Origin of the sequence: Streptomyces sp. NPDC087422, assembly GCF_044744145.1 — a bacterium.
Taxonomy (GTDB): domain Bacteria; phylum Actinomycetota; class Actinomycetes; order Streptomycetales; family Streptomycetaceae; genus Actinacidiphila.
Window position 1 is genome coordinate 813,385 of the sequence record NZ_JBIUXT010000004.1, and the last position, 21,841, is coordinate 835,225.

Consider the following 21,841-nt stretch of genomic DNA (forward strand, 5'->3'; position numbering starts at 1 on the left):
GCGCGCCGCCTCACCCGGCGGGCCGCTCGAACCGCACCTCGGGCGTCCGCGCCCGCGGGTCGGAGGCGGCCAGCAGCCGCAGACCCTCCGCGTCGAGCGCGTCCCGGTCGGCCGGGCGCAGCGGCGCGAAGGGCGCGACGACGACGGCCGCCGTGTCCTTGGCACGCTCGAACCGCCAGGTGCCGCCGACGAATCCGTCGACCAGGACCGTGCCGCGGATGATGCCGTTGACGGTCATCACCCGCGGCCGGTGCTCGTCGGCGAGGACGCGGGTGCGGTCGGCGTGCGAGAGCAGCAGATTGTCGAAGTCGGCGACGAAGCGCGCGGAGACCTCGGTGGCGGGGTCGGTGAGTTCCGCGTCCGGCAGGTCGTACAGCTCCCTGCCGTCCTCGGCGGTGTAGGTCCGGCAGTCCAGCGCGGTGAAGACCTTCTTGAGGCCGGTGAGTCCGCACCACTTCTGCATGTCGGCGGGGGTGGCGGGGCCGTACGCGGCCAGGTAGCGGCGGACCAGCGCGGCCGGTTCCGCGGCGGTCGCGGCGGGGTCGGCCATCGGCTGTCCCAGCCAGTCGTCCAGCAGGGTGTAGGCGGGCTGGGCGCTCGCGCCCCACAGCCCGCGCGGCGGCACCTGTGCCAGCGGCGCCCACACCCGTAGCGCGTTGACCAGCGAGGCGGGGTCCGCGTCGGGCCAGCGGGCGCTCAGCGCGGTACGCAACTCGGCGGGTCCCAGCGGCCGTTCGGCCAGCGCCTCGCGGCCGTGCGCGACCAGTTCCGCGCGGTCGACGCCCGCGGCCCCCGCCGCCCACTGCGAGCCGCGAAATCCCCGGTCCAGCATCGGCTGGATCCACGGCCGCAGCCGCAGCGCGTCCGCCGCCGTCACCAGATGCACGGTGCCGCGCATCAAGACGACGCGCACCACCGCGCGTTCGGTGAGCAGCGTGCCCAACTCGTCGAAGCGGAAGCCGTTCAGCCGGGTCCACAGGCCCGGATAGGGCGAGGTGGGGTGCTGCGACTGGAGTCCGAGCAGATGGGCGACGGCGTCCTCGGCGGCCGTCCGCCGCCGGTCCAGCAGAAGCTGGCGCGCGAGCAGGGTCCGGTTGAGAGTGCGGCGGTCGAGCGGCGTGAGCATGGCTCCTACGCTAGGGCCCGTCGCGGACAGTCGCTGTCCGCGACGGCGGGCGGGCGGTGCGGGCGGTGCGCGCGACGGCCGCACCACTGACCACCCTGACCTGCGGGAAGAAACGGTTTTCGGTCCCCGAACCAAGTGATGGGTGACAGGTGGCAGACAGCACAGGAGGTCCCCGCGTGCAGATACCCACGCACGAGCCCGGACGGAACCGAACCCCGTTCGGCGAGGTGTACGAGGCGCACTTCGACGCCGTTCTCGGCTTCATTACCCGGAGAACCACCGACCGGCACTTGGCCGCCGACCTGACCGCCGACGTCTTCGTGGCCGCGCTGGAGGCATTCGAGGGTTACGACCCCAGGCGCGGCACGCACCTCATGTGGCTCTACGGGATCGCCCGCAACACCACGGCCGCGCATGCCCGCCGCGCGGTACGTGAGCGGGACGCGGTGGCCGCGGTCAGCGGTCGGCGGCTGCTGGACGAGCAGGACATGCAGCGCTTCGAGGAGCGCATCGACGCCGAATGGGCGGCCAGGGAGTTGCTCGCCCGGCACGCCGGGCTCTCCGAGCCGCTGCGCGCGGTGATCGACCTCGTCGCTGTCGACGGTCTCACGACCAAGGAGGCCGCGAAGGTGCTCCGGATCTCCCAGGCGACCGCCCGGGTCCGCCTGCACCGCGCCCGCGCCGCCCTGCGTGCCGAATCCACCACCCCGTCCGCCGCATTCGATTCCCCCCTCACGGAGGTCACCCGATGAACACCCCGGTCGGATTCAAGCAACGCCTCGGTGCCGAGCTGGCCCTACTGGAACAGGTACGAGCCGAACAGCGGGAAACAGAGCGGGCATCCCGACCAAAGCCGCCGGTGGCCGCCCGCGGGATCCTCGCACGTCCCGCCGTACGTCGGACCGCGTTCGCGGGCCTGGCCGCGGGCGTGGCGGCCACCACGATCGTCGCGACCTCCTCCGTCCGGGGAGTGCAGCCCCAGCCGGTACACGCCATGACGGTCGCCCAGGTGCTGGACGCCGCCGCGGACAACGCCGCGAAGGGTCCGGGCAAGGAGCCGGGTCTCCACCAGTGGTTGTACACGGACGATGTTGTCTGCGTGACGACGTGCGGGCACGAGCGGTCCTGGTACCGGTACGACGGTCTCAAGAGCGCATCGGTCGGCAAGTCATTGGCGTCAGGAAACCGCACTGCCGTCCAGGTGCGCGATGTCTTCACCCCCTTCCGCTCGGGGAAGGTCGGGGACCATCCGCGGGAGACCCGCGAGGTTCTGTCCCGACTGCCCACCGATCCCCACGAGCTCCTCAGGCGGGTGAGTACTGACCCCTTCTTCAACAGTTCAGGAGAAGAGCCGGGCGCGGCCCCCACCAACGGAATATTCCACAGCCTGGGTGAACGGCCCCCGGCCGTCACACCCGCAGCGCAGTTCACCAGGATCCTCCACATTCTGCGGACCGCATCGACCGTCCCGCCCCGGATCAACGCCGCGCTTTACCACGCGCTGGCGCTGATCCCCGGAACCACGCTGGTCAGCACGCCGATGCGAGACGCGGCCGGTCGGCCGGGACTCGCCATCGCCTTCGATTTCCACGATCGGCAACGAACGCACGAGTACCTCATCCTGGACCCGAGCACGTACACCTACCGCGGCGACCGCGTCGACTGGCACGGAGAGAGCGACTTCTCCGATTCCTTCGCCCGCGTGACGACCGGCGTCGTCGACCATCCCGGCCAGATGCCCGGCGGTCCCGCCCCGGACCCCTCGGACATCGTGGAACTGCCCCCGGTCATCCAGGCGCCGCTCAAAGCACGCTGACCGACACCGCCAACAGGAGTTCGGGCCGCCCTGGACCCGGGCCCCGCAATGGGGGGTGCGGCGAGGTCCGGGTCCGGGTCCCGATCGGGACCCGCACCCGGTCTCGGCGGGCCGGTGGCCGCTACGCGGCCGGGGAGCCCAGGCGGCGGGACGGGGTCTTGGGCTCGTGGTGGATCGGGGTGCGGGCGCCGGTGAGGGGGGCGCCGGAGCCGCCGCGCGAGTGGGCGACGATCTCGGCGGCGATCGACAGGGCGGTCTCCTCGGGCGTGCGGGCGCCGAGGTCGAGGCCGATCGGCGAGTGGAGCCTGGCCAGGTCGAGTTCGGTCACCCCGGTGTCGCGCAGCCGGTCCAGGCGCGCGAGATGGGTGCGGCGCGAGCCCATCGCGCCGATGTAGGCCAGCGGCAGCCGCAGCGCCCGCTCCAGCAGGGGGATGTCGAACTTGGCGTCGTGGGTGAGGACGCAGACCGCCGTACGGCCGTCGAGCCGCCGCTGCCGCGCCTCTGCCTCCAGGTAGCGGTGCGGCCAGTCGACGACCACCTCGTCGGCCTCGGGGAAGCGGCGGGCGGTGGCGAAGACCGGCCGCGCGTCGCAGATCGTCACGTGGTAGCCGAGGAACTTGCCCGCCCGTACCAGCGCCGCCGCGAAGTCGATCGCCCCGAAGACCAGCATCCGCGGCGGCGGCACGCTGGCCTCGACCAGCAGGGTGAGCGGCGCGCCGTAGCGGCTGCCGTCCGCGCCGATCACGACGGTCCCGGTGCGCCCGGCGGCCAGCATCGCGCGGGTCTCGGCCGCCGCCGTACGGTCCCGCTCGTCGTCACCGAGCGAGCCCGCGTACGCACCGGCGCCCTCGGCCTCGGACACCAGCAGCGCCCGGCCCAGCAGCTCCGCCGGGCCCTCGACCACGCGGGCCACCGCCGCCGCCTCGCCGGAGACGGCCGCGGCCAGCGCCGCGACGACCTCGGGCCGTACCGCGGGGTCGATCCGCTGCACGAAGATGTCGATCGCGCCGCCGCAGGTCAGGCCGACGGCGAAGGCGTCCTCGTCGGAGTAGCCGAAGTGCTGGAGGACCGCGGCCGCGTCGGGGCCCGCGGCCAGCACCTCCCGGCACAGCTCGTAGACCGCGCCTTCCACGCACCCGCCGGACACGCTGCCGATGGCGTCGCCGCCGCCGTCGACGGCGAGCGCCGCACCGGGCTGGCGCGGGGCGCTGCCGCCGGTCGCGACGACCGTCGCGACGGCGAACGGACGCCCGAGACCGCACCAGCGGTACAACTCGTCAGCGATGTCCAGCATGGCGTTCCAGCTCCTTCTTCCTACAACTCGCTCTTCCCGGCGGTCACTTGACGCCGAGCCAGCCCTCGATCGGGTGCAGGGCGAAATAGACGACGAAGACGGCCGTGAGAATCCACATGAACAGCCCCGGCTCGCGCCACTTGCCCTGCGCGGCCTTGATGGCGGTGTACGAGACGACCCCGGCGCCGACTCCCGCGGTGATGGAGTAGGTGAACGGCATGAGGGCGACGGTCATGAAGACCGGTACGGCCACGGCGCGGTCGGACCAGTCGACGTGCCGTGCGTTGCTCATCATCATCGCGCCGATCACGACGAGCGCGGCGGCGGCGACCTGGCCGGGCACGATCTGGGCCAGTGGGGTGAAGAACAGGCCGAGCGCGAAGAGGACGCCGGTGACGACCGAGGACAGGCCGGTGCGGGCGCCCTCGCCGACGCCGGTCGCGGACTCGATGAAGACGGTCTGCCCCGACGCTCCCGCGACGCCGCCGATCGCGCCGCCCGCGCCGTCGATGAACAGCGCCTTCGACAGGCCCGGCATCCGGCCCTTGTCGTCGGCGAGCCCGGCCTCGGTGCCGACGCCGATGATGGTGGCCATCGCGTCGAAGAACCCGGCGAGCACCAGAGTGAAAACGATGACGCCGACGGTCATACCGCCGATCGAGCCCCAGCCGCCGAACTCGACATGGCCGAAGAGCCCGAAGTCCGGCATCGAGACCGCGCTGCCCTCCAGCTTGGGCGCGCTGCCTCCCCAGTCGGCCGCCGTGAGGTCGCCCGCCGCGTTGACGATCACGGACAGGACGGTGCCGGCCACGATGCCGATCAGGATCGCGCCCGGCAGATTCCTGGCCTGGAGCATGAAGATCAGCAGTAGGGTCACGCAGAAGAGCAGCACGGGCCAGCCGCGCAGCTGGCCGCCCGCGCCGAGGGCGACCGGGGCCGTGCCGTGCGGGTCGCCCTTGCCGACGAAACCGGCGTTGACCAGGCCGATCATCGCGATGAACATGCCGATGCCGATGGTGATGCCGTGCTTGAGCGCCAGCGGTATCGCGTTCATGACGATCTCGCGCAGCCCGGTGACCACCAGCAGCACGATGACGCCGCCGTAGATCACGCACATACCCATAGCCTGCGGCCAGGTCATGTTCGGAGCCACTTGGGTGGAGATCACCCCGGCCACGCTCAGCCCCGCCGCGAGCGCGAGCGGCACCTTGCCGACGAAGCCCATCAGCAGGGTGGAGACGGCGGCGGCCAGCGCCGTCGCGGTGATCAGCGCGGCGTGGCTGAGCTTGTGCCCCGCGACGTCGGGTCCCGACAGCAGCAGCGGGTTGAGGAGCAGGATGTAGCACATCGCCATGAAGGTCGTGATGCCGCCGCGGACCTCGCGGGGGATCGACGAGCCTCGGGCCGAGATGTGGAAGTACCGGTCGAGCCAGGATCTCCCGGCGGGCTGTCGCGAGCCTTCGCCCGCGTCCTCCGCCGCCGTCCGCGGCTCTACTGGCGTCTGGGTCATGGTGCCAACTCCCAAGGTTCACAGGGGCACTCGTACGCGGTGTACGGGATTTGGGATCTGCGTGGCCTGCACGACCCGGGGGACGGCCCGAGACGAACAAGAAAGGGGGACCGGGGGGCGGGTGCCCCCCGGCCGCCTAGGTTCCGGTCAGGTGCTCCGGCCGGATCGGGGTCCGGTTCAACTCCAGCCCCGTCGCGTTCCTGATCGCCGCGAGGACCGCGGGAGTGGACGACAACGTGGGCGCCTCGCCGACGCCGCGCAGGCCGTAGGGCGCGTGCTCGTCGGCGAGTTCGAGCACGTCGACCGGGATGGTCGGCGTGTCGAGGATCGTGGGGATCAGGTAGTCCGTGAAGGACGGGTTGCGGACCTTGGCGGTCCTGGGGTCGACGATGATCTCCTCCATCACCGCCACGCCCAGGCCCTGCGTGGTGCCGCCCTGGATCTGGCCGACGACCGACAGCGGGTTGAGCGCCCTGCCGACGTCCTGGGCGCAGGCGAGTTCGACCACCTTGACCAGGCCCAGTTCGGTGTCGACCTCGACCACCGCGCGGTGCGCGGCGAAGCTGTACTGGACGTGTCCGTTGCCCTGTCCGGTGCGCAGGTCGAACGCGACGGTCGGGCGGTGCCTGAACTCCAGTTCCAGGTCGACGGCTTCGTCCTCCAGGACGTCCGCGATGTCGGCCAGCGCCTCGCCGCCGTCGGTGACGACCTTGCCGCCCTCCAGCAGGAGTTCGGCGGTGGCCCACGCCGGGTGGTAGGTGCCGAATTTGCGGCGGCCGGTCTCCAGCACCTTCTCGCGTACGGCTTCGCAGGTGTTCTTCACCGCGCCGCCGGTCATGTACGTCTGCCGGGAGGCGGAGGTGGAACCGGCCGAGCCGACCCGGGTGTCGGCGGGCTGGATGGTGACCTGGGTGACGCCGAGTTCGGTGCGGGCGATCTGGGCGTGCACGGTGACGCCGCCCTGGCCGACCTCAGCCATCGCGGTGTGCACGGTCGCGACCGGCTCGCCGTTGATGACCTCCATCCGCACCCGGGCGGTGGAGTAGTCGTCGAAGCCCTCGGAGAAGCCGACGTTCTTGATGCCGACCGCGTAGCCGACACCGCGTACGACGCCTTCGCCGTGCGTGGTGTTGGACAGGCCGCCGGGCAGCGCGCGTACGTCGGCGGCTCCCCCGGCCACCTCCCACTGGCGCTCGGGCGGCAGCGGGCGGGCCTTGACCCGGCGCAGCAGTTCGGCGACCGGCGCGGGCGAGTCGACGGGCTGGCCCGTCGGCATGAGCGTGCCCTGCTCCATGGCGTTGAGCTGACGGAACTCGACCGGGTCCAGGCCGAGTTCGGCCGCGACCTTGTCCATCTGCGCCTCGTAGGCGAAGCACGCCTGGACCGCGCCGAAGCCGCGCATCGCGCCGCAGGGCGGGTTGTTGGTGTAGAGGGCCAGCGCCTCGATGTCGACGTCCTCGACGACGTACGGGCCGACCGACAGGGAGGCGGCGTTGCCGACGACGGCCGGGGAGGCGGAGGCGTAGGCGCCGCCGTCCAGCACGATCCGGCACTTGATGTGGGTGAGCTTGCCGTCGCGGGTCGCGCCGTGCTCGTACCAGAGCTTGGCGGGGTGGCGGTGGACGTGACCGAAGAAGGACTCGAAGCGGTTGTAGACGATCTTGACGGGCTTGCCGGTGCGCAGCGCCAGCAGGCAGGCGTGGATCTGCATCGACAGGTCCTCACGGCCGCCGAAGGCGCCGCCGACGCCGGAGAGCGTCATCCGGACCTTCTTCTCCGGCAGCCCGAGGACCGGCGCGATCTGCCGCAGGTCGGAGTGGAGCCACTGGGTGGCCACGTAGAGGTCGACGCCGCCGTCCTCGCCGGGCACGGCCAGGCCGGACTCGGGGCCGAGGAACGCCTGGTCCTGCATGCCGAAGACGTACTCGCCGCTGACGACCACGTCGGCGCGGGCCGCCGCCGCGTCCGCGTCGCCGCGCACGATGGGCTGGCGGTGGACGATGTTGGGGTGCGGGACATGGCCGATGTGGTGGTCCTCGCGGCCCTCGTGGACCAGGACGGCACTCGGCGCGGTGGCGGACGCCTCGTCGGTGATCACCGGCAGGTCGACGTACTCCACGCGGATCTTCGCGGCGGCGCGGCGCGCGGTCTCCGGGTGGTCGGCGGCGACCAGCGCCACCGGCTCGCCGTGGTGGCGGACCTTGCCGTGGGCGAGGACCGGGGTGTCCTGGATCTCCAGGCCGTAGTTCTTCACCTCGGTGGGCAGGTCGTCGTAGGTGAGCACCGCGTAGACGCCCGAGGTGGCCAGCGCCTGCGAGGTGTCGATGGAGCGGATCTCGGCGTGCGCGACGGTGCTGCGCAGCGTGTAGCCCCACAGCATGTCCTCGTGCCACAGGTCCGAGGAGTACGCGAATTCGCCGGTGACCTTCAGGATGCCGTCGGGGCGCAGTGTGGACTCGCCGATGCCGCCCTTGGAGGCGGCGCCCTGAGTGAGGCTGGTGGGTGTCCGGGTGACGGACGAACCGGCGCCGGGCGCGGGTGTGTTGGGCATGCTCACACCGCTCCTTCGGTACGGGCGGCGGCCAGCCGTACGGCGTCGAGGATCTTCTCGTAGCCGGTGCAGCGGCACAGGTTGCCGGACAGCGCCTCGCGGATGTCGCCGTCGGACGGCTCGGGGACGCGTTCGAGCAACTCGTCGGCGGCGACCAGCAGTCCGGGGGTGCAGAAGCCGCACTGGACGGCGCCCGCGTCCACGAACGCCTGCTGGACGGTGGAGAGTTCACCGCCCTCACCGGCCAGGCCCTCGACGGTGACGACCTCGCGGTCCTGCGCCTGGCCCGCGGCGACCAGACACGAACACACCGGCACGCCGTCCAGGCGGACCGTGCAGGAGCCGCATTCGCCCTGCTCGCAGGCGTTCTTGGAACCGGGCAGGCCCATCCGCTCGCGCAGCACGTACAGCAGGCTCTCGCCCTCCCATACGTCGTCGGCTTCCTGCGGACTGCCGTTGACGGTGAAGGTCACGCGCATGGCTTGCTCCTGTCGTCCAGCTCGTGGGGCTCGTTGCCGCGGTACTGCTCCCAGGACCAGCCGAGCGTGCGGCGGGCCATGACGGCCAGCGCGTGCCGCCGGTAGGACGCGGTGCCGCGGACGTCGTCGATCGGGTTGGCGGCCCCGGAGACCAGCTCCGCGAACTGCCGGGCGACGGCGGGCGGGATCACCCCGCGGCTCTCCCACAGCCCGGCCTCGTCCAGCGCGGCGGCCAGGAACTCCTCGGCCGTCCGCGCCCGGATCGGGGTGGGCGCGGCCGAGCCGATGCCGGTGCGGACCTCGCGGATCTCGGGGTGCAGGGCCAGGCCGAAGGCGCAGACCGCGATGACCATCGCGTTGCGGGTGCCGACCTTGGAGAACTGCTGCGGCCCGGTCGCCTTCTTCAGCCGCACGGCGCGGATCAGCTCGTCGGGCTCCAGCGCGTTGCGCTTCACCCCCCGGTAGAAGTCGTCGATGGGGATCAGCCGGGTGCCGCGTACGGACTGCGCCTCGACCTCGCCGCCGCCCGCGAGCAGCGCCGGGTGGGCGTCACCGGCCGGGGAGGCGGTGCCGAGGTTGCCGCCGACACCGCCGCGGTTGCGGATCTGCGGGGAGGCGACGGTGTGGCTGGCCAGCGCGAGGCCGGGCAGCTCGGCTCTGAGGTTCTCCATGATCCGGGTGTACGGGACGGAGGCGCCGAGCCGGACGGTGTCCTCGGCCGCCTCCCACTCCTGGAGCTCACCGATGCGGTTCAGGTCCAGCAGAAACTCGGGCCTGCGGTGGTCGAAGTTGATCTCGACCATCACGTCCGTGCCACCCGCGATGGGCACAGCGGAGGGATGCTCGGCCTTGGCGGCGAGCGCTTCCTCCCAGCTGGCGGGGCGCAGGAATTCCATGGGGTTCTCTTCTCGAATCCGAGTGGGCTGTTCATGTCCTGTACACGCGGGGTGGCCCCAGTACACGGCTGTGGGGCCGTCCGGGTGCAGTCACCGAAAACATGAAGCGGTTGGCTGGCCAATGGGTGGGTCTTGTAGATTCCTCCGAAAGGGTCCGCTCCGAAACCTCGCGGCAGCCCACCCGCAACACCGGTGTTCGACACTGCGACCCCGGGCTCCCGCGACGACGGCCGGGACCGCGACCACGACCCGGCAGAGGACAAGGCGACGACTATGCGGCTGCGCGCACTGCTGGACACCGAGGCCCTCGGCCTGCGGCTGCTCGGCGGCGAGGACGAGCTGGACCGTACGGTCCGCGGGGTGATGACCACGGACCTGCGCGACCCCAGCCGCTATCTGACCGGCGGCGAACTGGTCCTCACCGGTCTGGCCTGGCGGCGCGGCCCCGGCGACTGCGAGCCCTTCGTCCGGCTGCTGGCCGGCGCCGGGGTGGCGGCGCTCGCGGCGGGCGAGGCGGGGCTGAGCACGATCCCGCAGGATCTGGTGGCCGCCTGCGCCCGGCACCGGCTGCCGCTGTTCGCGGTGGACGAGACGGTGGCCTTCGCGACCGTCACCGAGTACGTGGTCCGGCAGGTCTCCGGCGGCCGGGCGGGTGATCTCGCGGCGGTCGTGGACCGGCACCGGCGGCTGATGTCGTCGGGGCCCGCGGGCGGCGGCCCCGACGCCGTGCTCGACCTGCTCGGCAGCGACCTGGACCTGCGCGCCTGGGTGCTGTCCGCGGTCGGCCGGGAGATCGGCGGCTCCGGCCAGTCGCTGGCCGCCTCGGTCCGCGCCGAGCTGGCCGGCGCCCAGCAGGCCGCCGCCCGCACCGCCCGGCCCGCGCCGCACCGCGTCGCGGTCCAGGGCGGCCGGATCTACTCGCTCTTCCCGGTCCGCGCGGGGGCTGAGGACGTACGGGCGACCGTACTGTCCGACTGGTTCCTCGCCGTCGAGGCGGACGCCGGAGAGTGGCCCGCGGAGCGCCTGGACCTGCTGCACGGCGTCACGCAGCTCATCGCGGTGGAGCGGGAGCGGCGGGACGCGGCCCGTACGGTACGGCGGCGGCTGGCCGCGGAGGTCTTCGAGCTGGTGCGCGGCGGGGCGCCGCCCGCCGAGATCGGCGCCCGGCTGCGGGCCGCGGCGCCCGTCCTGGTGCCGGGCGCGGGCGGCGCGCCGCAGTGGCAGATCGTGGTCGCCCGGGTCGACTGGGCGGGCGGCGACCTGGCGCCGGGACCGGTGGCGCGGGACCTGCTGGAGGAAGTGCTGGTCGACCCGGCGGCGGCCGGGGCCGAGGCGACGGACCGGATCGCGGTGGCGCACCTGGACGACAAGGCGATGGCGCTGGTACCGCTGCCGCCGCCGGTCCCCGGCGCCCAGGAGGGCGGCGAGGACTCCCCCGCGACCCTGCACGCCGACCGGCTGCTCGACGTGCTGCGCGGCCCGCTCGGCCGCGGGCTCGCCGACGACGGACGGCTGACCATCGGCGTCAGCGCCGCCGTGCAGTCCGCCGAGGGGCTGCGCGGCGCCCTGGAGGAGGCCAGGCACGCGCGCCGGGTGGCCGCGGCCCGCCCCGGCCGGGTCTGCGTGGCCGGGCACGAGGAGCTGGCCTCCCACGTCCTGCTGCTGCCCTTCGTCCCCGACGACGTGCGCCGCGCCTTCACCGCCCGGCTGCTCGACCCGCTGCGCGCGTACGACCGCAGGCACCGCGCCGACCTCATCCCGACCCTTGGGGCGTTCCTGGAGTGCGACGGCTCCTGGACGCGCTGCGCCACCCGGCTGCACCTGCACGTGAACACGCTGCGGTACCGGATCGGGCGGATCGAACAGCTGACGGGGCGTGATCTGTCGCGCCTTGAGGACAAGTTGGACTTCTTCCTCGCGCTGCGGATGAGCTGACGGCACGGCGGTACGGGCGGCGCGCCCGCCGAAGCGGCCGTCGAATCTCCTTCACACGTTCACCTGTTGGACCGTCCGACCTGCCGAACAGGCATTAGTGATCCCGTTCACAAAAGGTGATCTCCAACCCCTTGGCGTGGACCCCCGCGCCATGTTGGACTTCGGCCACTGCACGTAAGCAGGAACTCGCACTCGCTCGACGACGCGCTTGGGGGAGAGACTGTGGCGGAAACCGCCCTGTCGGAATCGGTGGTCGGGGAACCGGACGTATGGCGGCTGCGGGCTCGCGGCTGCTGGGCGGAGGCGGCGACACTGCTCGCGCCGTTCTGCGCCGACCACGCCGGAGCCGCGCTACGGAGGGCGGAACTGCTGGTCGAGGGGTGTTTCTACCACCTCGACGGCTGGTCCGAGGCGGAGGACGCGCTGCGCGCCGCCGAGGCGCTGGCGGGCACCGACGAGGAGCGCGGCGCCGCCGCCTCCGAACGGGGGTACCTCGCGTACGGCGCGACGCTGTTCTCCGTACGCGACCGCGCCGACGAGGCCAGCTCCGCGTTCGGCCGCGCCGCCGCGCTGCTGTCCCCCGCCTCTCCCGGCAGGCCGCTGCTGGACTTCCGGCGCGGCCTGGTCGCCGAGAACATCGCCGCCAATCCGGCTGCCGCCCGCGCCGCCTACCGCCGCGCCCACGCCGGCGCCGTCGCCCACGGCGACGTCTTCCTGACCTCCTTCACCTGGCGCCACCTCGCGGGGCTCGCCGCCGCCGACGGCGAGATCGCCGAGGCCCGGCACGGCTTCGCGGAGTCCCTCCGCATCCGGGTCTCCCTCGGGCACCTCGTCGGCACCGCCCCGGCGCTGCTCGCCCTGGCCGATGTCGAGGACGAGCCCGAGGCCGCCCGGCTCCGTCTTGAGGCCGCCCGCCTCTACGCCCTCCTGGACGGCGTCCCCACCTGGCTCGCCCCGGCCTTCACGGCGGCCTAGGGCAGGCCCCCGCCACCGGCCCCGGCGGGGCGGTTCGGTCGTCTCCGGACACCGGCCGGTGGCGGCGGTCCGCGCGGTTGCGTTCCCCGGGGCGGCGCGGGGTCAGCCCCGGGTCCAGGCGCCTTCGGAAGCGGCCCGCAGGGCGTATTCGGTGAAGTCGCGCGGCGGACGCCCCAGGGCTTGCCGGACGCCGTCCGCGGTGTGGGCGTTGCGGCCGTCGAGGACTTCGGTGAACAGGTCGGTGAGGAGCGAGACCAGCTCGGCGGGAAGCCCGTGGGAGCCGAGCAGGGCGGCGTACTCGGCGGCCGGCAGGTGCGTGTACCGGATGTCGCGCCCCGTGGCGCGGGCGATCTCGGCGGTGGCCTCGCCGAAGGTGAGCAGGCGGGGCCCGGTGACCTCGTACACCTTCCCCTCGTGCCCCGGCGCGGTCAGCGCGGCCACGGCGACGTCCGCGACGTCCTCGGCGTCGACGAAGGGCTCGCCGACCTCACCCGCGGGCAGCGCGATCTCCCCGGCGAGCACCGGCTCCAGCAGATAGTCCTCGCTGAAGTTCTGGGCGAACCAGCTCGACCGTACGATCGTCCAGTCGGCGCCGCTGTCCTGGACGGCCCGCTCGCCGCGGAGCGCGCCCGGCTCGCCGCGGCCGGAGAGCAGGACCAGCCGCCGTACGCCCAGCTCCACGGCGAGCGCGGCGAAGGCGCCCACGTCGTCGGCGCCCTCGGGCGCGGCCAGGTCCGGGGAGTAGGCGATGTAGGCGGCGCGGACGCCGTCGAGCACCTTCGGCCAGGTCCCCCGGTCCTCCCAGAGGAACGGCGGCTCGCCCGCCCGCGAGCCGATCCGTACCCGCAACCCGTGCTCGCGCAGCCCGGCGGCGACGCGGCGGCCGGTCTTCCCGTTGCCGCCGAGGACCAGCACCGTCTCGTGTCGTGCGTCTGTCGTCGTCATGGGTCAAGCCAACGTCAGCGGCCCTCCCCCGGACCATGGCCGACCCGCTCACCGGCATACGCGGGCGTCTTCGGCCGTCTCGACCGGCTCAGCCGCGGGCGGCGCCCGAGAAGTGCTCCCTGACCAGCGCCTCGACGGTGTCGGTGTCCCCCGCGACGAGGGCGTCGAGCAGTACGGCGTGCTCGGTGGCGTCGGCGAGCAGTTCCGCCGGGGCCGGGCGGGCGGCGTGCGGCGGGCGCGGGACGGCCAGCGGCCACTGGGCGCGGCGGTGCAGCTCGTCGGCGACGGAGACGAGCTGGAGGTTGCCCGACAGGCCCAGCATCGCGCGGTGGAAGGCGCGGTCGGACTCGGCGTAGGCGGCCCGGTCGCCGAGGGCGGCGGCGGTCACGGTCGCCTCGGCCAGCGGGCGCAGCGCCTCCCACTGGTCGGCGGTGACGCTGCGGGCGAGGCCGAGGACGACGGGCACCTCGAGCAGGGCGCGGATCTCGGCCAGCTCCGCCAGGTCGCGGGCGCTGCGCTCGGTGATCCGGAAGCCGCGGTTGGGCAGCACCTCGACGGCGCCCTCGCGGGCCAGCAGTTGCATGGCCTCGCGGATGGGCGTGGCGGAGACGCCGTAGCGGCCGGCGAGGGCGGGCGCGGAGTGCACGGTGCCGGGCGGCAGCTCACCGCTGACCAGCGCGTGCCGCAGCGCTCCGAGCACCTGGTCGCGTACGGACAGCCGCTCGGGCATGCGCCGCGGCACGGGCAGCTCCGGCTGCCCGGCGTGCGGGTGGTCGCCGCGTACCTGCTCGGCGCCCCCGGGTGCGGCTCGTTCCACGCGGCGTCCCTCTCCGTACTCCGTGAGCGTGACCGGCCGTCCTGGCCGTGACCGGTGACCAGTGCCTGGTGACGCCACTCGGGTGGCGCAGTGCGGTAAGCGTAACCCGCGCCGGTGGTGTCCCCGGCCGCCCGCGCATTACCCCCGCGGGGTATCGCGCGGAGCGCCGTACGCGCGCCGGTCACCGCCCGCCGAGGGAAATTCCCCGCACCGGATTCCGTGCGACGCAGTGACGTCGGACAGGTCCGACGTCAGCTTCCGGAACCATGAGTGGACTGGTCCAACGGCCTTATCCCCCACCGGCATTGGACCAGTCCGAGAGAACGGACCGGGCTGGCGGAGCCGACCGGGCGTGCGGTCTCGTTTATTCTTGTGCGACCTTGTTTACTCTCGGTTCGCTCTCGCCCATGGAGTCCGCATGGCCCTGTTCGATCTGCCCCTCGAAGAACTGCGCTCGTACCGGCCGGAGCGCCACGAGCCCGACGACTTCGACGCCTTCTGGAAGCGCACGCTCGACGAGGCGGCGCGGTCGGCTCCCGACGCCGAATTCCTGCCCGTCGACGCCGCGTTGACGGCCGTCGACGTCTTCGACACGACCTTCTCCGGCTGGGGCGGCCACCCGATATCCGCCTGGCTGGTCGTGCCGCGCGGCGCGGAGGGCCCGGTGCCGTGCGTGGTGCAGTACATCGGGTACGGCGGCGGGCGCGGCCTGCCGCACGACCATCTGGTGTGGGCCGCCACCGGCCGAGCCGCGCTGGTGGTGGACACCCGCGGCCAGGGCGCGGTGGGCCGCAACAGCGCGGGCTCGACGCCGGACCCGCACGGCGGCGGCAACCCGCAGGCCCCCGGTTTCATGACCCGCGGCATCCTGGACCCGGAGGCGTACTACTACCGCCGGGTCTTCACCGACGCCGTCCGCGCGGTGGACGTGGCGGCGGCCCATCCCGCCGTCGACGCCGGGCGGGTGTACGTGGCCGGCGGCAGCCAGGGCGGCGGCATCGCGACCGCCGCCGCCGGACTGCACCCGGGGGTCGCCGCGGCGCTGATCGACGTGCCCTTCCTGTCGCACTTCCGGCGCGCGCTGACCCTCACCGACCGGGACCCGTACCAGGAGATCGTGCTGTTCCTCGCGACCCAACGCGGCACGGACGACGACGTGTTCACGACCCTCTCGTACTTCGACGGCCTCAACTTCGCCGCCCGCGCGACGGCTCCGGCGCTGTACTCGGTGGCGCTCATGGACCAGGTCTGCCCGCCGTCGACGGTCTTCGCCTCGTACAACCACTGGTCGGGCAGCACGAAGGACATCAGCGTCTACCCCTGGAACGGCCACGAGGGCGGCTCCGCCGAACACCGCGCCACCCAGCTCCGCTGGCTCCGCGACCTGGAGGCGCAGCGGTAGCGGACCGACGCGACACGCCCGGCACGGGCGGCGGCCGGGGCAGGCCGGTGGGGGCGCGGGGCAGCCGGAGGGGGGCGTGCGGGCACGCCTTTCCCCCGAATGCCGTAGTGGCAAACACCCCGGATTGCTCAAGAACCCTTCTCCATGAGTAAGGTAAGCCTTACCTCGTAACGATCTCGTGTCGCTCGAAACACCCGATGGTGAGCCGCATGCCCGTGTCCAGAATCCTGCCGCCCGCCGCACCGACCGGCTCGCCACTGACCATGGCGTACGACCGGCTCGCCGAGGTCTTCCCCGGCCTCGTCGTGACCGAGGCGACCGACGTGACCCAGCCGCTGCCGCACGGCCCCGGCTGGGTCGGGGCGCGCGAACTGGCGGACGGCGGCGCGGCGGCGGACGCCCTCACGGACACCGTCGCCGCCCAGGTCACGGCCGACCACGGCCGCCGCCCGCGGCCCGACGTGGCGGCGGCGCTGGCGCTGCACCGCTACGCGTGGCCCGCGTGCCTGCTCTTCACCGTGCCGTGGTTCCTCAGCCGCCGGGTGCCGCGGCTGGCGGTCACCGACGTGTCCTTCCACCGCGCCGCGGGCCGGATGACCGTACGGCCGCGCTCCTTCGCCTGCCTGCCGGACGACCCGGCCGCGGCGCTCCCCCACGCCCGCGTCGTGCCCGACGAGGCGGCACTGCGCGACGAACTGCGGGCCGCGCTGGCCGAGCATCTCGCGCCGCTGCTGGAGGGATTCGGGCCGCGGCTGCGGCGCGGACCGCGTGCGCTGTGGGGCATGGCGACCGACGAGATCACCGAAGGGCTCTGGCGCGTGGGGCAGTTGCTGGGCGAGGAGGAGCGGGCCGCGGCGGAGCTGGCCGCGCTGCTGCCCGGTGGCACTACGCCGTATGCGGGAGGCGCCGCATTCCGCGAACTGACGGTCCCGACCGGTACTGACGTACCGTCACCGCCCGTGAGCCGGACCCGGGACCGGCTCACCTGCTGCCGGTTCTATACGATCAGTCCGGCCGATGCCTGCACCACCTGCCCGCGGACCTGCGACGCGGACCGGATCAGGCGGCTGGTCTCGGCAGCCTGACGATCACGCTACGATCTCGCTCAACTGAGTTGTTGTGGCACGGAAGTTCGAGCAATCCATCCGAAGGCGTGCTCTTGGGCCATAACCTCTCCAGTCATCCGCGCTCTTCGCAAAGATGTCGCTCGTAAGCCGTCCCGCGGCCCGAGCGCGACGGAAGCGACACTAGGAATCGCACATGAGACTTACGGACATATCGCTGGACTGGGCGCTCTCGGGGGCCATCGGCCTGGTCGTCCTCGTGGCCTGCGTGCTCGTCTTCCGCAACCGCAAGGCGAGTTCGAGCAGCGCCGACGGCGCCCAGGTGGATTCGTGGGAGCGCAGTGAGGAGCGCCGTCGCCGCAAGGAGGCGATATACGGCAGCGCCTCGTACGTGCTGCTCTTCTGCTGCGCCGCCGTCGCCGCGGCCCTCTCCTTCCACGGCCTGGTCGGCTTCGGCCGGGAGAACCTCAACCTGACCGGCGGCTGGGAGTACCTGGTTCCGTTCGGCCTGGACGGCGCGGCGATGTTCTGCTCCGTACTGGCCGTGCGGGAGGCCAGCCACGGTGACGCTGCTCTCGGCTCGCGCATGCTGGTGTGGCTGTTCGCCGGCGCCGCCGCCTGGTTCAACTGGGTGCACGCGCCGCGCGGTATCGACCACGCCGGTGCTCCGCAGTTCTTCGCCGGGATGTCGCTCTCGGCCGCGGTCCTCTTCGACCGCGCGCTGAAGCAGACCCGCCGGGCGGCGCTGCGCGAACAGGGGCTCGTACCGCGTCCGCTGCCGCAGATCCGCATGGTGCGGTGGATGCGGGCACCGCGTGAGACGTACGCGGCCTGGTCCCTGATGCTCCTCGAAGGCGTACGCACGCTGGACGAGGCGGTCGAGGAGGTCCGGGAGGACAAGCGGGAGCGCGAGCAGAACGTGATGCGCCGCCGCGACCACGACCGGCTGGAGCGGGCGCGCGTCAAGGCGCTCAACCGGCAGCACAGGAACTGGCCGCGTGGTGGCGGCCGGGGCGGCCGTCAGGTCGAACTGCCTCCGGCGGCCAGTGCCGCGGGCGGCAGCGGCCAGGCCGCATCGGAGCCTGCCATAGAGGCCCACGCGGCCGAACTCCCCGTCCGCGCCCGTCCGGCGCTCCAGCCGGTACGCGAGGACGCCGCGGCCCCCTTCACCATCGACCTGACGGCGGAGGACGACACGATGACCCTCCCCCGACTGGACTCCCTGGAACGCAAGCTGGAGGAAATGGAACGCCAATTCGGCTGAGCCGAAAGCCGGTTGTCGACTGCCGCCCACGGGTGGTGGGGCACGGGAGAGATACCCGGGTCCCCGCCCCGTGGGCGCTGTCACGCGCGGCGGGCGTCGACTTCGAACCAGACGACCTTGCCCTTGCCGCGTGAGTGCGCGCCCCAGGCGTCGGCCAGGGACTGCACGAGGAGGAGCCCGCGGCCCGAAGTGCCGTGGTCCTCGGGGGCGGTCGCCTGGGCCGGGAGCCTCGGGTGCCGGGCGAGGTCGTCGTAGACCTCGACGCGCAGCCGCTCCCCGGCCGTCCGCCCGGGGACGAGTGTGGCGGTGAGCACCGCCCCGTCGGTGGTGTGCTGGAGTGCGTTGGTGACCAGCTCGGTGGCGAGCAGCTCCGCCGTGTCGCAGAGCACGGGCACTCCCCAGTCCCGCAGATGCTCGCGCAGCAGGCGACGCACCTCGGCCACGGCCGGGAGGTCGGCGTGCCGCACCGTATGCCGCAGTATCTGCCCCGTGATGTCCGTCTGATCCCCCAGTTCCCCTGCTTCGGGCTCTTCCATGGCCCCGCTCCGGTCGCCGCCGCGATTCCCCGGTCGAACTTTCTTGCCGATAGGCATTCCCAGCCCCACAGGTTCCAGTCCTGCGCGCGTGATCCCCTGATGTGTCCCGGATGCGCGCAGCCGACGTCACATCGGAGGTCTGCGGATCGCGCCGCCGCCGTCGCGGATTCTCGACCCGGGCAGGCACTCTGACCTCCACTCCCTAGAGAGGTCCGATGTATAGCCGACTCAGCGTTGTGAAAATCCTTGACACTACGCGGTCACGGCCTCCACTCTGTGGCGCACTCATCCCATGTGTCTCTTGGGTGTTGCGCCTGTGTTGTCGTCCCGTTGCCTCGGGAGGGGCCCGTGTACTCACCGCAAGGAAAACTCGGACGTCGGCGAATGATCCGACCACCCGCGCTCGTCACCACCGCACTTCTGGCGGCGGGCCTGCTCACCGCGGGCCTGCTCGTCCCCGCCGCCGCCCCGCCGGCCGCGGCGGCGACCGCGACCACGGCCTGGCAGAACGGCGGCTTCCATGTCGACACCCCCAATGTGATCCGGCGCTCGAACATCGTGCTCGGCTCGCCGAACACCGCCGCCGCGCAGTCGCTGCCGCTGGGCAACGGCTCGCTGGGCGCCGCCGCCTGGGCCGCGGGCGGCTTCACCGCGCAGCTCAACCGCGCCGACACCCTGCCGGGCCGCAAGTCCCCCGGCCAGGTGCAGATTCCGGGCCTGTCCGCGCTGACGAACGCGAGCGACTTCAAGGGCTCGCTGGACGTCTACACCGGTGTGCTCACCGAGTCCGGCGGCGGCATGACCCTCAAGTCCTGGGTGTCGGCGACCAAGGACGAACTGATCGTGGACGTCACCGGCGCCGATCCGGGCGCCCAGCAGACCGCGACGCTGAGCCTGTGGTCGGGCCGCGGTCCGCAGGCCGCCGTCTCGGGCACCGTCGGCACGCTGGCCGAGACCTGGGTGGACAACCAGGAGGCGGGCTCCTCGGGCCGTACCTTCGGCTCGCTGGCCGCGCTCTCCGCGGGCGGTCGCAATGTCACCGCCTCGGTGGTCAACTCCACCCAGGTGAAGGTCGCGTTCACCCCCAACGCCGACGGCTCCTACCGGGTGATCCTCGGCGCCCCGGCCTGGACCGGCGGCAACGCGGCGACCACCGCCGCGAATCTGCTCGGCTCCGACGCGACCGCCGCCGAGTCCTCGCTGCTGTCCTCCCAGCAGTCCTGGTGGTCCGGCTTCTGGGCCAACTCCGGTGTCCTTGAGGCGAATTCGGCCGACGGCACCGCGCAGTACATGGAGACGCTGCGCACCTTGTACCTGTACATGGAGGCCGCCTCGATGCGCGGCACCGTGCCGGGCAGCCAGGCGGGCGTCGCCGACATGTTCAACTTCGGCCAGGACCACCAGAACTGGACGCCGTCGGCGACCTGGCTGTGGAATCTGCGCACCCAGATCTCCGCAAACACCAGCAGCGGCAACTTCGCGCTGAACATCCCGATCTTCAACCTCTACCAGAACAACCTGGCCGCCATCGAGGCGTGGACCAAGCAGCAGATGGGCGGCACACCGGGCGCCTGCGTCCCCGAGGTCATGCGGTTCAACGGCAACGGCGGTGACCCCGGCAACGGCGCCAACGCGGCGTGCAGCCAGCCGGGCAGCCCCAACTGGAACGCCCTGAACATCACCTCGGGCGCCGAGATCAGCCTGTTCATCTGGCAGCAGTACCTGGCCACCGGCGACATCAACTTCCTGCGCACGTACTACCCGTTGCTGAAGTCGTCGGCGACCTTCCTGCTCAACTACCAGAAGGTCGGCTCGGACGGGAAGCTGCACGCGGTCGCCAACGCGCACGAGACGCAGTGGGCGGTGCAGGACCCGACGACCGACCTGGCCGCGGACGCCGCGCTCTTCCCCGTGGTGATCAAGGCGGCGCAGCTCCTCAACACCGGGGACACCGCGCTGATCTCGCAACTGACCACCGCGCAGGGCCAGATACCGGCGTGGGCGCGTACCGACTACGGCCGTACGCAGGTGCTGCCGCCGTCGGCGGACGCGTCGAACAACGACATCATCGCGTACTCGTACCAGCCGACCGCGCAGATCAGGAACAGCGAGAACATCGACCTGGAGCCGGTGTGGCCGTACAACCTGGTCACCGACGACCCGGGGTCGCTGCGGGACCTGGCGGTGCGCTCGTACAACCACCGGGCGGTGACCGGGGGCAACGACTGGAGCATGGACGCGATCGACGCGGCCAGGCTCGGGCTGGCCAGTGAGGTCGCGGCGAGGCTGACGTCGATCACCCAGAGCCACCAGGTGTACATCAACGGGCTGGCCGACCTCGGCAACACCGTCGGCACGGAGGCGTACATCGAGCAGGCGTCCGGTGTCGCGACCGCGCTGAACGAGGCGCTGGTGCAGGACTACGACGGGCTGCTGCGGATCGCCCCGGCCTGGCCGGCCGGCTGGGACGCGGCGGGCACGGTCTCGGTGCAGGGCAACACCAAGGTGGACGTGCAGGTCCAGAACGGCACCCCGGTCACGGTCGCCATCCAGGCCGGGTCGTCGCAGACCATGCGCGTGCGCAACCCCTGGCCGGGTCAGTCGGTGCAGGTGGTGAACGGTTCGAGCAACGCCGTCGTGGTCGCGCCGACCACCGCGGGCACCTTCAATGTGCCGGTCGCCTCGGGGCAGTCGTACCTCGTCGAGCCGGTGGCCGCGCCGACCACGGCGCTGCCCTACGCGCAGGTCTCCGGCTCCCCCGCCACCGCCGCCAAGCACCTGGGCAATGTGCAGATCGGTCTGGACGGCGGCGGCACCGCGCCCGGCGGCGGCACGGTGGTCTCGCTGCGCGCGCACGCCAACGGCCAGTACGTGACGGCGGACAACGCGGGCGCGGCGCCGCTGATCGCCAACCGTACGGCCATCGGGCCCTGGGAGCAGTTCGACGAGATCGACCAGGGCGGCGGTTGGATCGCGCTGCGCGCGCACGCCAACAACAAGTACGTGACGGCCGACAACGCGGGCGCCGCCCCGCTGCTCGCCAAGGTCGACGCGGTCGGCACCTGGGAGCAGTTCCAGCTCGTGCGCAACGGCGACGGGAGCGTCAGCCTGCGGGCGCGGGTCAACAACCAGTACGTGACGGCCGAGAACGGGGGCGCGGCGGCGCTGATCGCGAATCGGGCGGCCATCGGGCAGTGGGAGGAGTTCGATCTGATCCAGAGTTGACGGCTT

At 72.6% G+C, this 21,841-nt stretch carries 17 protein-coding genes; 8 read left to right on the forward strand and 9 right to left on the reverse strand.

Annotated features, from left to right (window positions below):
* Nucleotides 1-10: 10 nt before the first annotated feature.
* On the reverse strand, nucleotides 11-1,126 hold the full coding sequence (locus ACIO6U_RS16900; protein ID WP_355338889.1) for a winged helix DNA-binding domain-containing protein: 1,116 nt from the start codon (nucleotides 1,124-1,126) through the stop codon (nucleotides 11-13).
* Between the two features lie 176 nt (nucleotides 1,127-1,302).
* On the opposite strand from ACIO6U_RS16900, the gene ACIO6U_RS16905 reads away from it, so the two are divergent.
* Together ACIO6U_RS16905 and ACIO6U_RS16910 are read left to right on the forward strand one after the other, a co-directional pair.
* The gene (locus ACIO6U_RS16905) at nucleotides 1,303-1,878 is read left to right on the forward strand and encodes an RNA polymerase sigma factor (RefSeq protein ID WP_355338887.1); all 576 of its coding nucleotides are present in this window, start codon (nucleotides 1,303-1,305) and stop codon (nucleotides 1,876-1,878) included.
* Entirely contained in the window at nucleotides 1,875-2,942 is a 1,068-nt protein-coding gene (locus tag ACIO6U_RS16910; RefSeq protein WP_401719665.1) for a CU044_5270 family protein, read from the forward strand. Before ACIO6U_RS16905 ends, ACIO6U_RS16910 begins: the two co-directional genes overlap by 4 nt.
* A 121-nt stretch (nucleotides 2,943-3,063) precedes the next feature.
* On the opposite strand, the gene ACIO6U_RS16915 is transcribed toward ACIO6U_RS16910, so the two are convergent.
* The 5 genes from ACIO6U_RS16915 to ACIO6U_RS16935 all read right to left on the reverse strand — a co-directional run bounded on the left by ACIO6U_RS16915 (nucleotide 3,064) and on the right by ACIO6U_RS16935 (nucleotide 9,672).
* Nucleotides 3,064-4,236 (reverse strand): XdhC family protein, encoded by a 1,173-nt coding sequence (locus tag ACIO6U_RS16915; protein WP_401719667.1) that lies wholly within the window; start codon nucleotides 4,234-4,236, stop codon nucleotides 3,064-3,066.
* 43 nt (nucleotides 4,237-4,279) lie between these two features.
* Nucleotides 4,280-5,746: an NCS2 family permease gene (locus ACIO6U_RS16920; protein ID WP_401311731.1), complete on the reverse strand. Its 1,467-nt coding sequence runs from the start codon at nucleotides 5,744-5,746 to the stop codon at nucleotides 4,280-4,282.
* Nucleotides 5,747-5,882: 136 nt separating this feature from the next.
* Nucleotides 5,883-8,297, reverse strand: coding sequence for a xanthine dehydrogenase family protein molybdopterin-binding subunit (locus ACIO6U_RS16925; RefSeq protein ID WP_401719670.1), 2,415 nt, complete (start codon nucleotides 8,295-8,297; stop codon nucleotides 5,883-5,885).
* Between the two features lie 2 nt (nucleotides 8,298-8,299).
* On the reverse strand, nucleotides 8,300-8,776 hold the full coding sequence (locus ACIO6U_RS16930; protein WP_355338872.1) for a (2Fe-2S)-binding protein: 477 nt from the start codon (nucleotides 8,774-8,776) through the stop codon (nucleotides 8,300-8,302).
* Entirely contained in the window at nucleotides 8,767-9,672 is a 906-nt protein-coding gene (locus tag ACIO6U_RS16935; protein WP_355338869.1) for a xanthine dehydrogenase family protein subunit M, read from the reverse strand. Before ACIO6U_RS16935 ends, ACIO6U_RS16930 begins: the two co-directional genes overlap by 10 nt.
* Before the next feature lie 273 nt (nucleotides 9,673-9,945).
* Between ACIO6U_RS16935 and ACIO6U_RS16940 the strand changes: the two genes are divergently transcribed.
* The gene (locus ACIO6U_RS16940) at nucleotides 9,946-11,607 is read left to right on the forward strand and encodes a PucR family transcriptional regulator ligand-binding domain-containing protein (RefSeq protein WP_391049580.1); all 1,662 of its coding nucleotides are present in this window, start codon (nucleotides 9,946-9,948) and stop codon (nucleotides 11,605-11,607) included.
* Between the two features lie 222 nt (nucleotides 11,608-11,829).
* Nucleotides 11,830-12,582 carry a hypothetical protein gene (locus ACIO6U_RS16945; protein WP_391049409.1) on the forward strand — a complete coding sequence of 251 codons (753 nt, stop codon included), beginning with the start codon at nucleotides 11,830-11,832 and terminating at the stop codon, nucleotides 12,580-12,582.
* A 102-nt stretch (nucleotides 12,583-12,684) separates the two neighbouring features.
* Here ACIO6U_RS16945 and ACIO6U_RS16950 read toward each other — a convergent pair whose 3' ends face one another.
* Entirely contained in the window at nucleotides 12,685-13,527 is an 843-nt protein-coding gene (locus ACIO6U_RS16950) for an NmrA family transcriptional regulator (protein WP_355338860.1), read from the reverse strand.
* 88 nt (nucleotides 13,528-13,615) lie between these two features.
* Nucleotides 13,616-14,344 carry a GntR family transcriptional regulator gene (locus ACIO6U_RS16955; protein WP_401719675.1) on the reverse strand — a complete coding sequence of 243 codons (729 nt, stop codon included), beginning with the start codon at nucleotides 14,342-14,344 and terminating at the stop codon, nucleotides 13,616-13,618.
* A 418-nt stretch (nucleotides 14,345-14,762) separates the two neighbouring features.
* Here ACIO6U_RS16955 and ACIO6U_RS16960 point away from each other — a divergent pair, with 418 nt between their 5' ends.
* The 3 genes from ACIO6U_RS16960 (at nucleotide 14,763) to ACIO6U_RS16970 (ending at nucleotide 18,074) form a co-directional block, all read left to right on the forward strand.
* Nucleotides 14,763-15,746 (forward strand): acetylxylan esterase, encoded by a 984-nt coding sequence (locus tag ACIO6U_RS16960; protein WP_401719678.1) that lies wholly within the window; start codon nucleotides 14,763-14,765, stop codon nucleotides 15,744-15,746.
* A 209-nt stretch (nucleotides 15,747-15,955) separates the two neighbouring features.
* Nucleotides 15,956-16,831, forward strand: a complete 876-nt coding sequence (locus ACIO6U_RS16965) for a (2Fe-2S)-binding protein (RefSeq protein WP_401719681.1) — start codon at nucleotides 15,956-15,958, stop codon at nucleotides 16,829-16,831.
* Nucleotides 16,832-17,006: 175 nt separating this feature from the next.
* Nucleotides 17,007-18,074, forward strand: a complete 1,068-nt coding sequence (locus ACIO6U_RS16970; protein WP_355338847.1) for a DUF2637 domain-containing protein — start codon at nucleotides 17,007-17,009, stop codon at nucleotides 18,072-18,074.
* 80 nt (nucleotides 18,075-18,154) lie between these two features.
* Here the strand turns inward: ACIO6U_RS16970 and ACIO6U_RS16975 are convergent, their stop codons facing one another.
* A complete protein-coding gene (locus ACIO6U_RS16975; RefSeq protein ID WP_355338844.1) occupies nucleotides 18,155-18,610 on the reverse strand; it encodes an ATP-binding protein in 456 nt (151 codons plus the stop codon).
* 384 nt (nucleotides 18,611-18,994) lie between these two features.
* Between ACIO6U_RS16975 and ACIO6U_RS16980 the strand changes: the two genes are divergently transcribed.
* Nucleotides 18,995-21,835 carry a fascin domain-containing protein gene (locus ACIO6U_RS16980; protein WP_401311744.1) on the forward strand — a complete coding sequence of 947 codons (2,841 nt, stop codon included), beginning with the start codon at nucleotides 18,995-18,997 and terminating at the stop codon, nucleotides 21,833-21,835.
* Nucleotides 21,836-21,841: the final 6 nt, after the last annotated feature.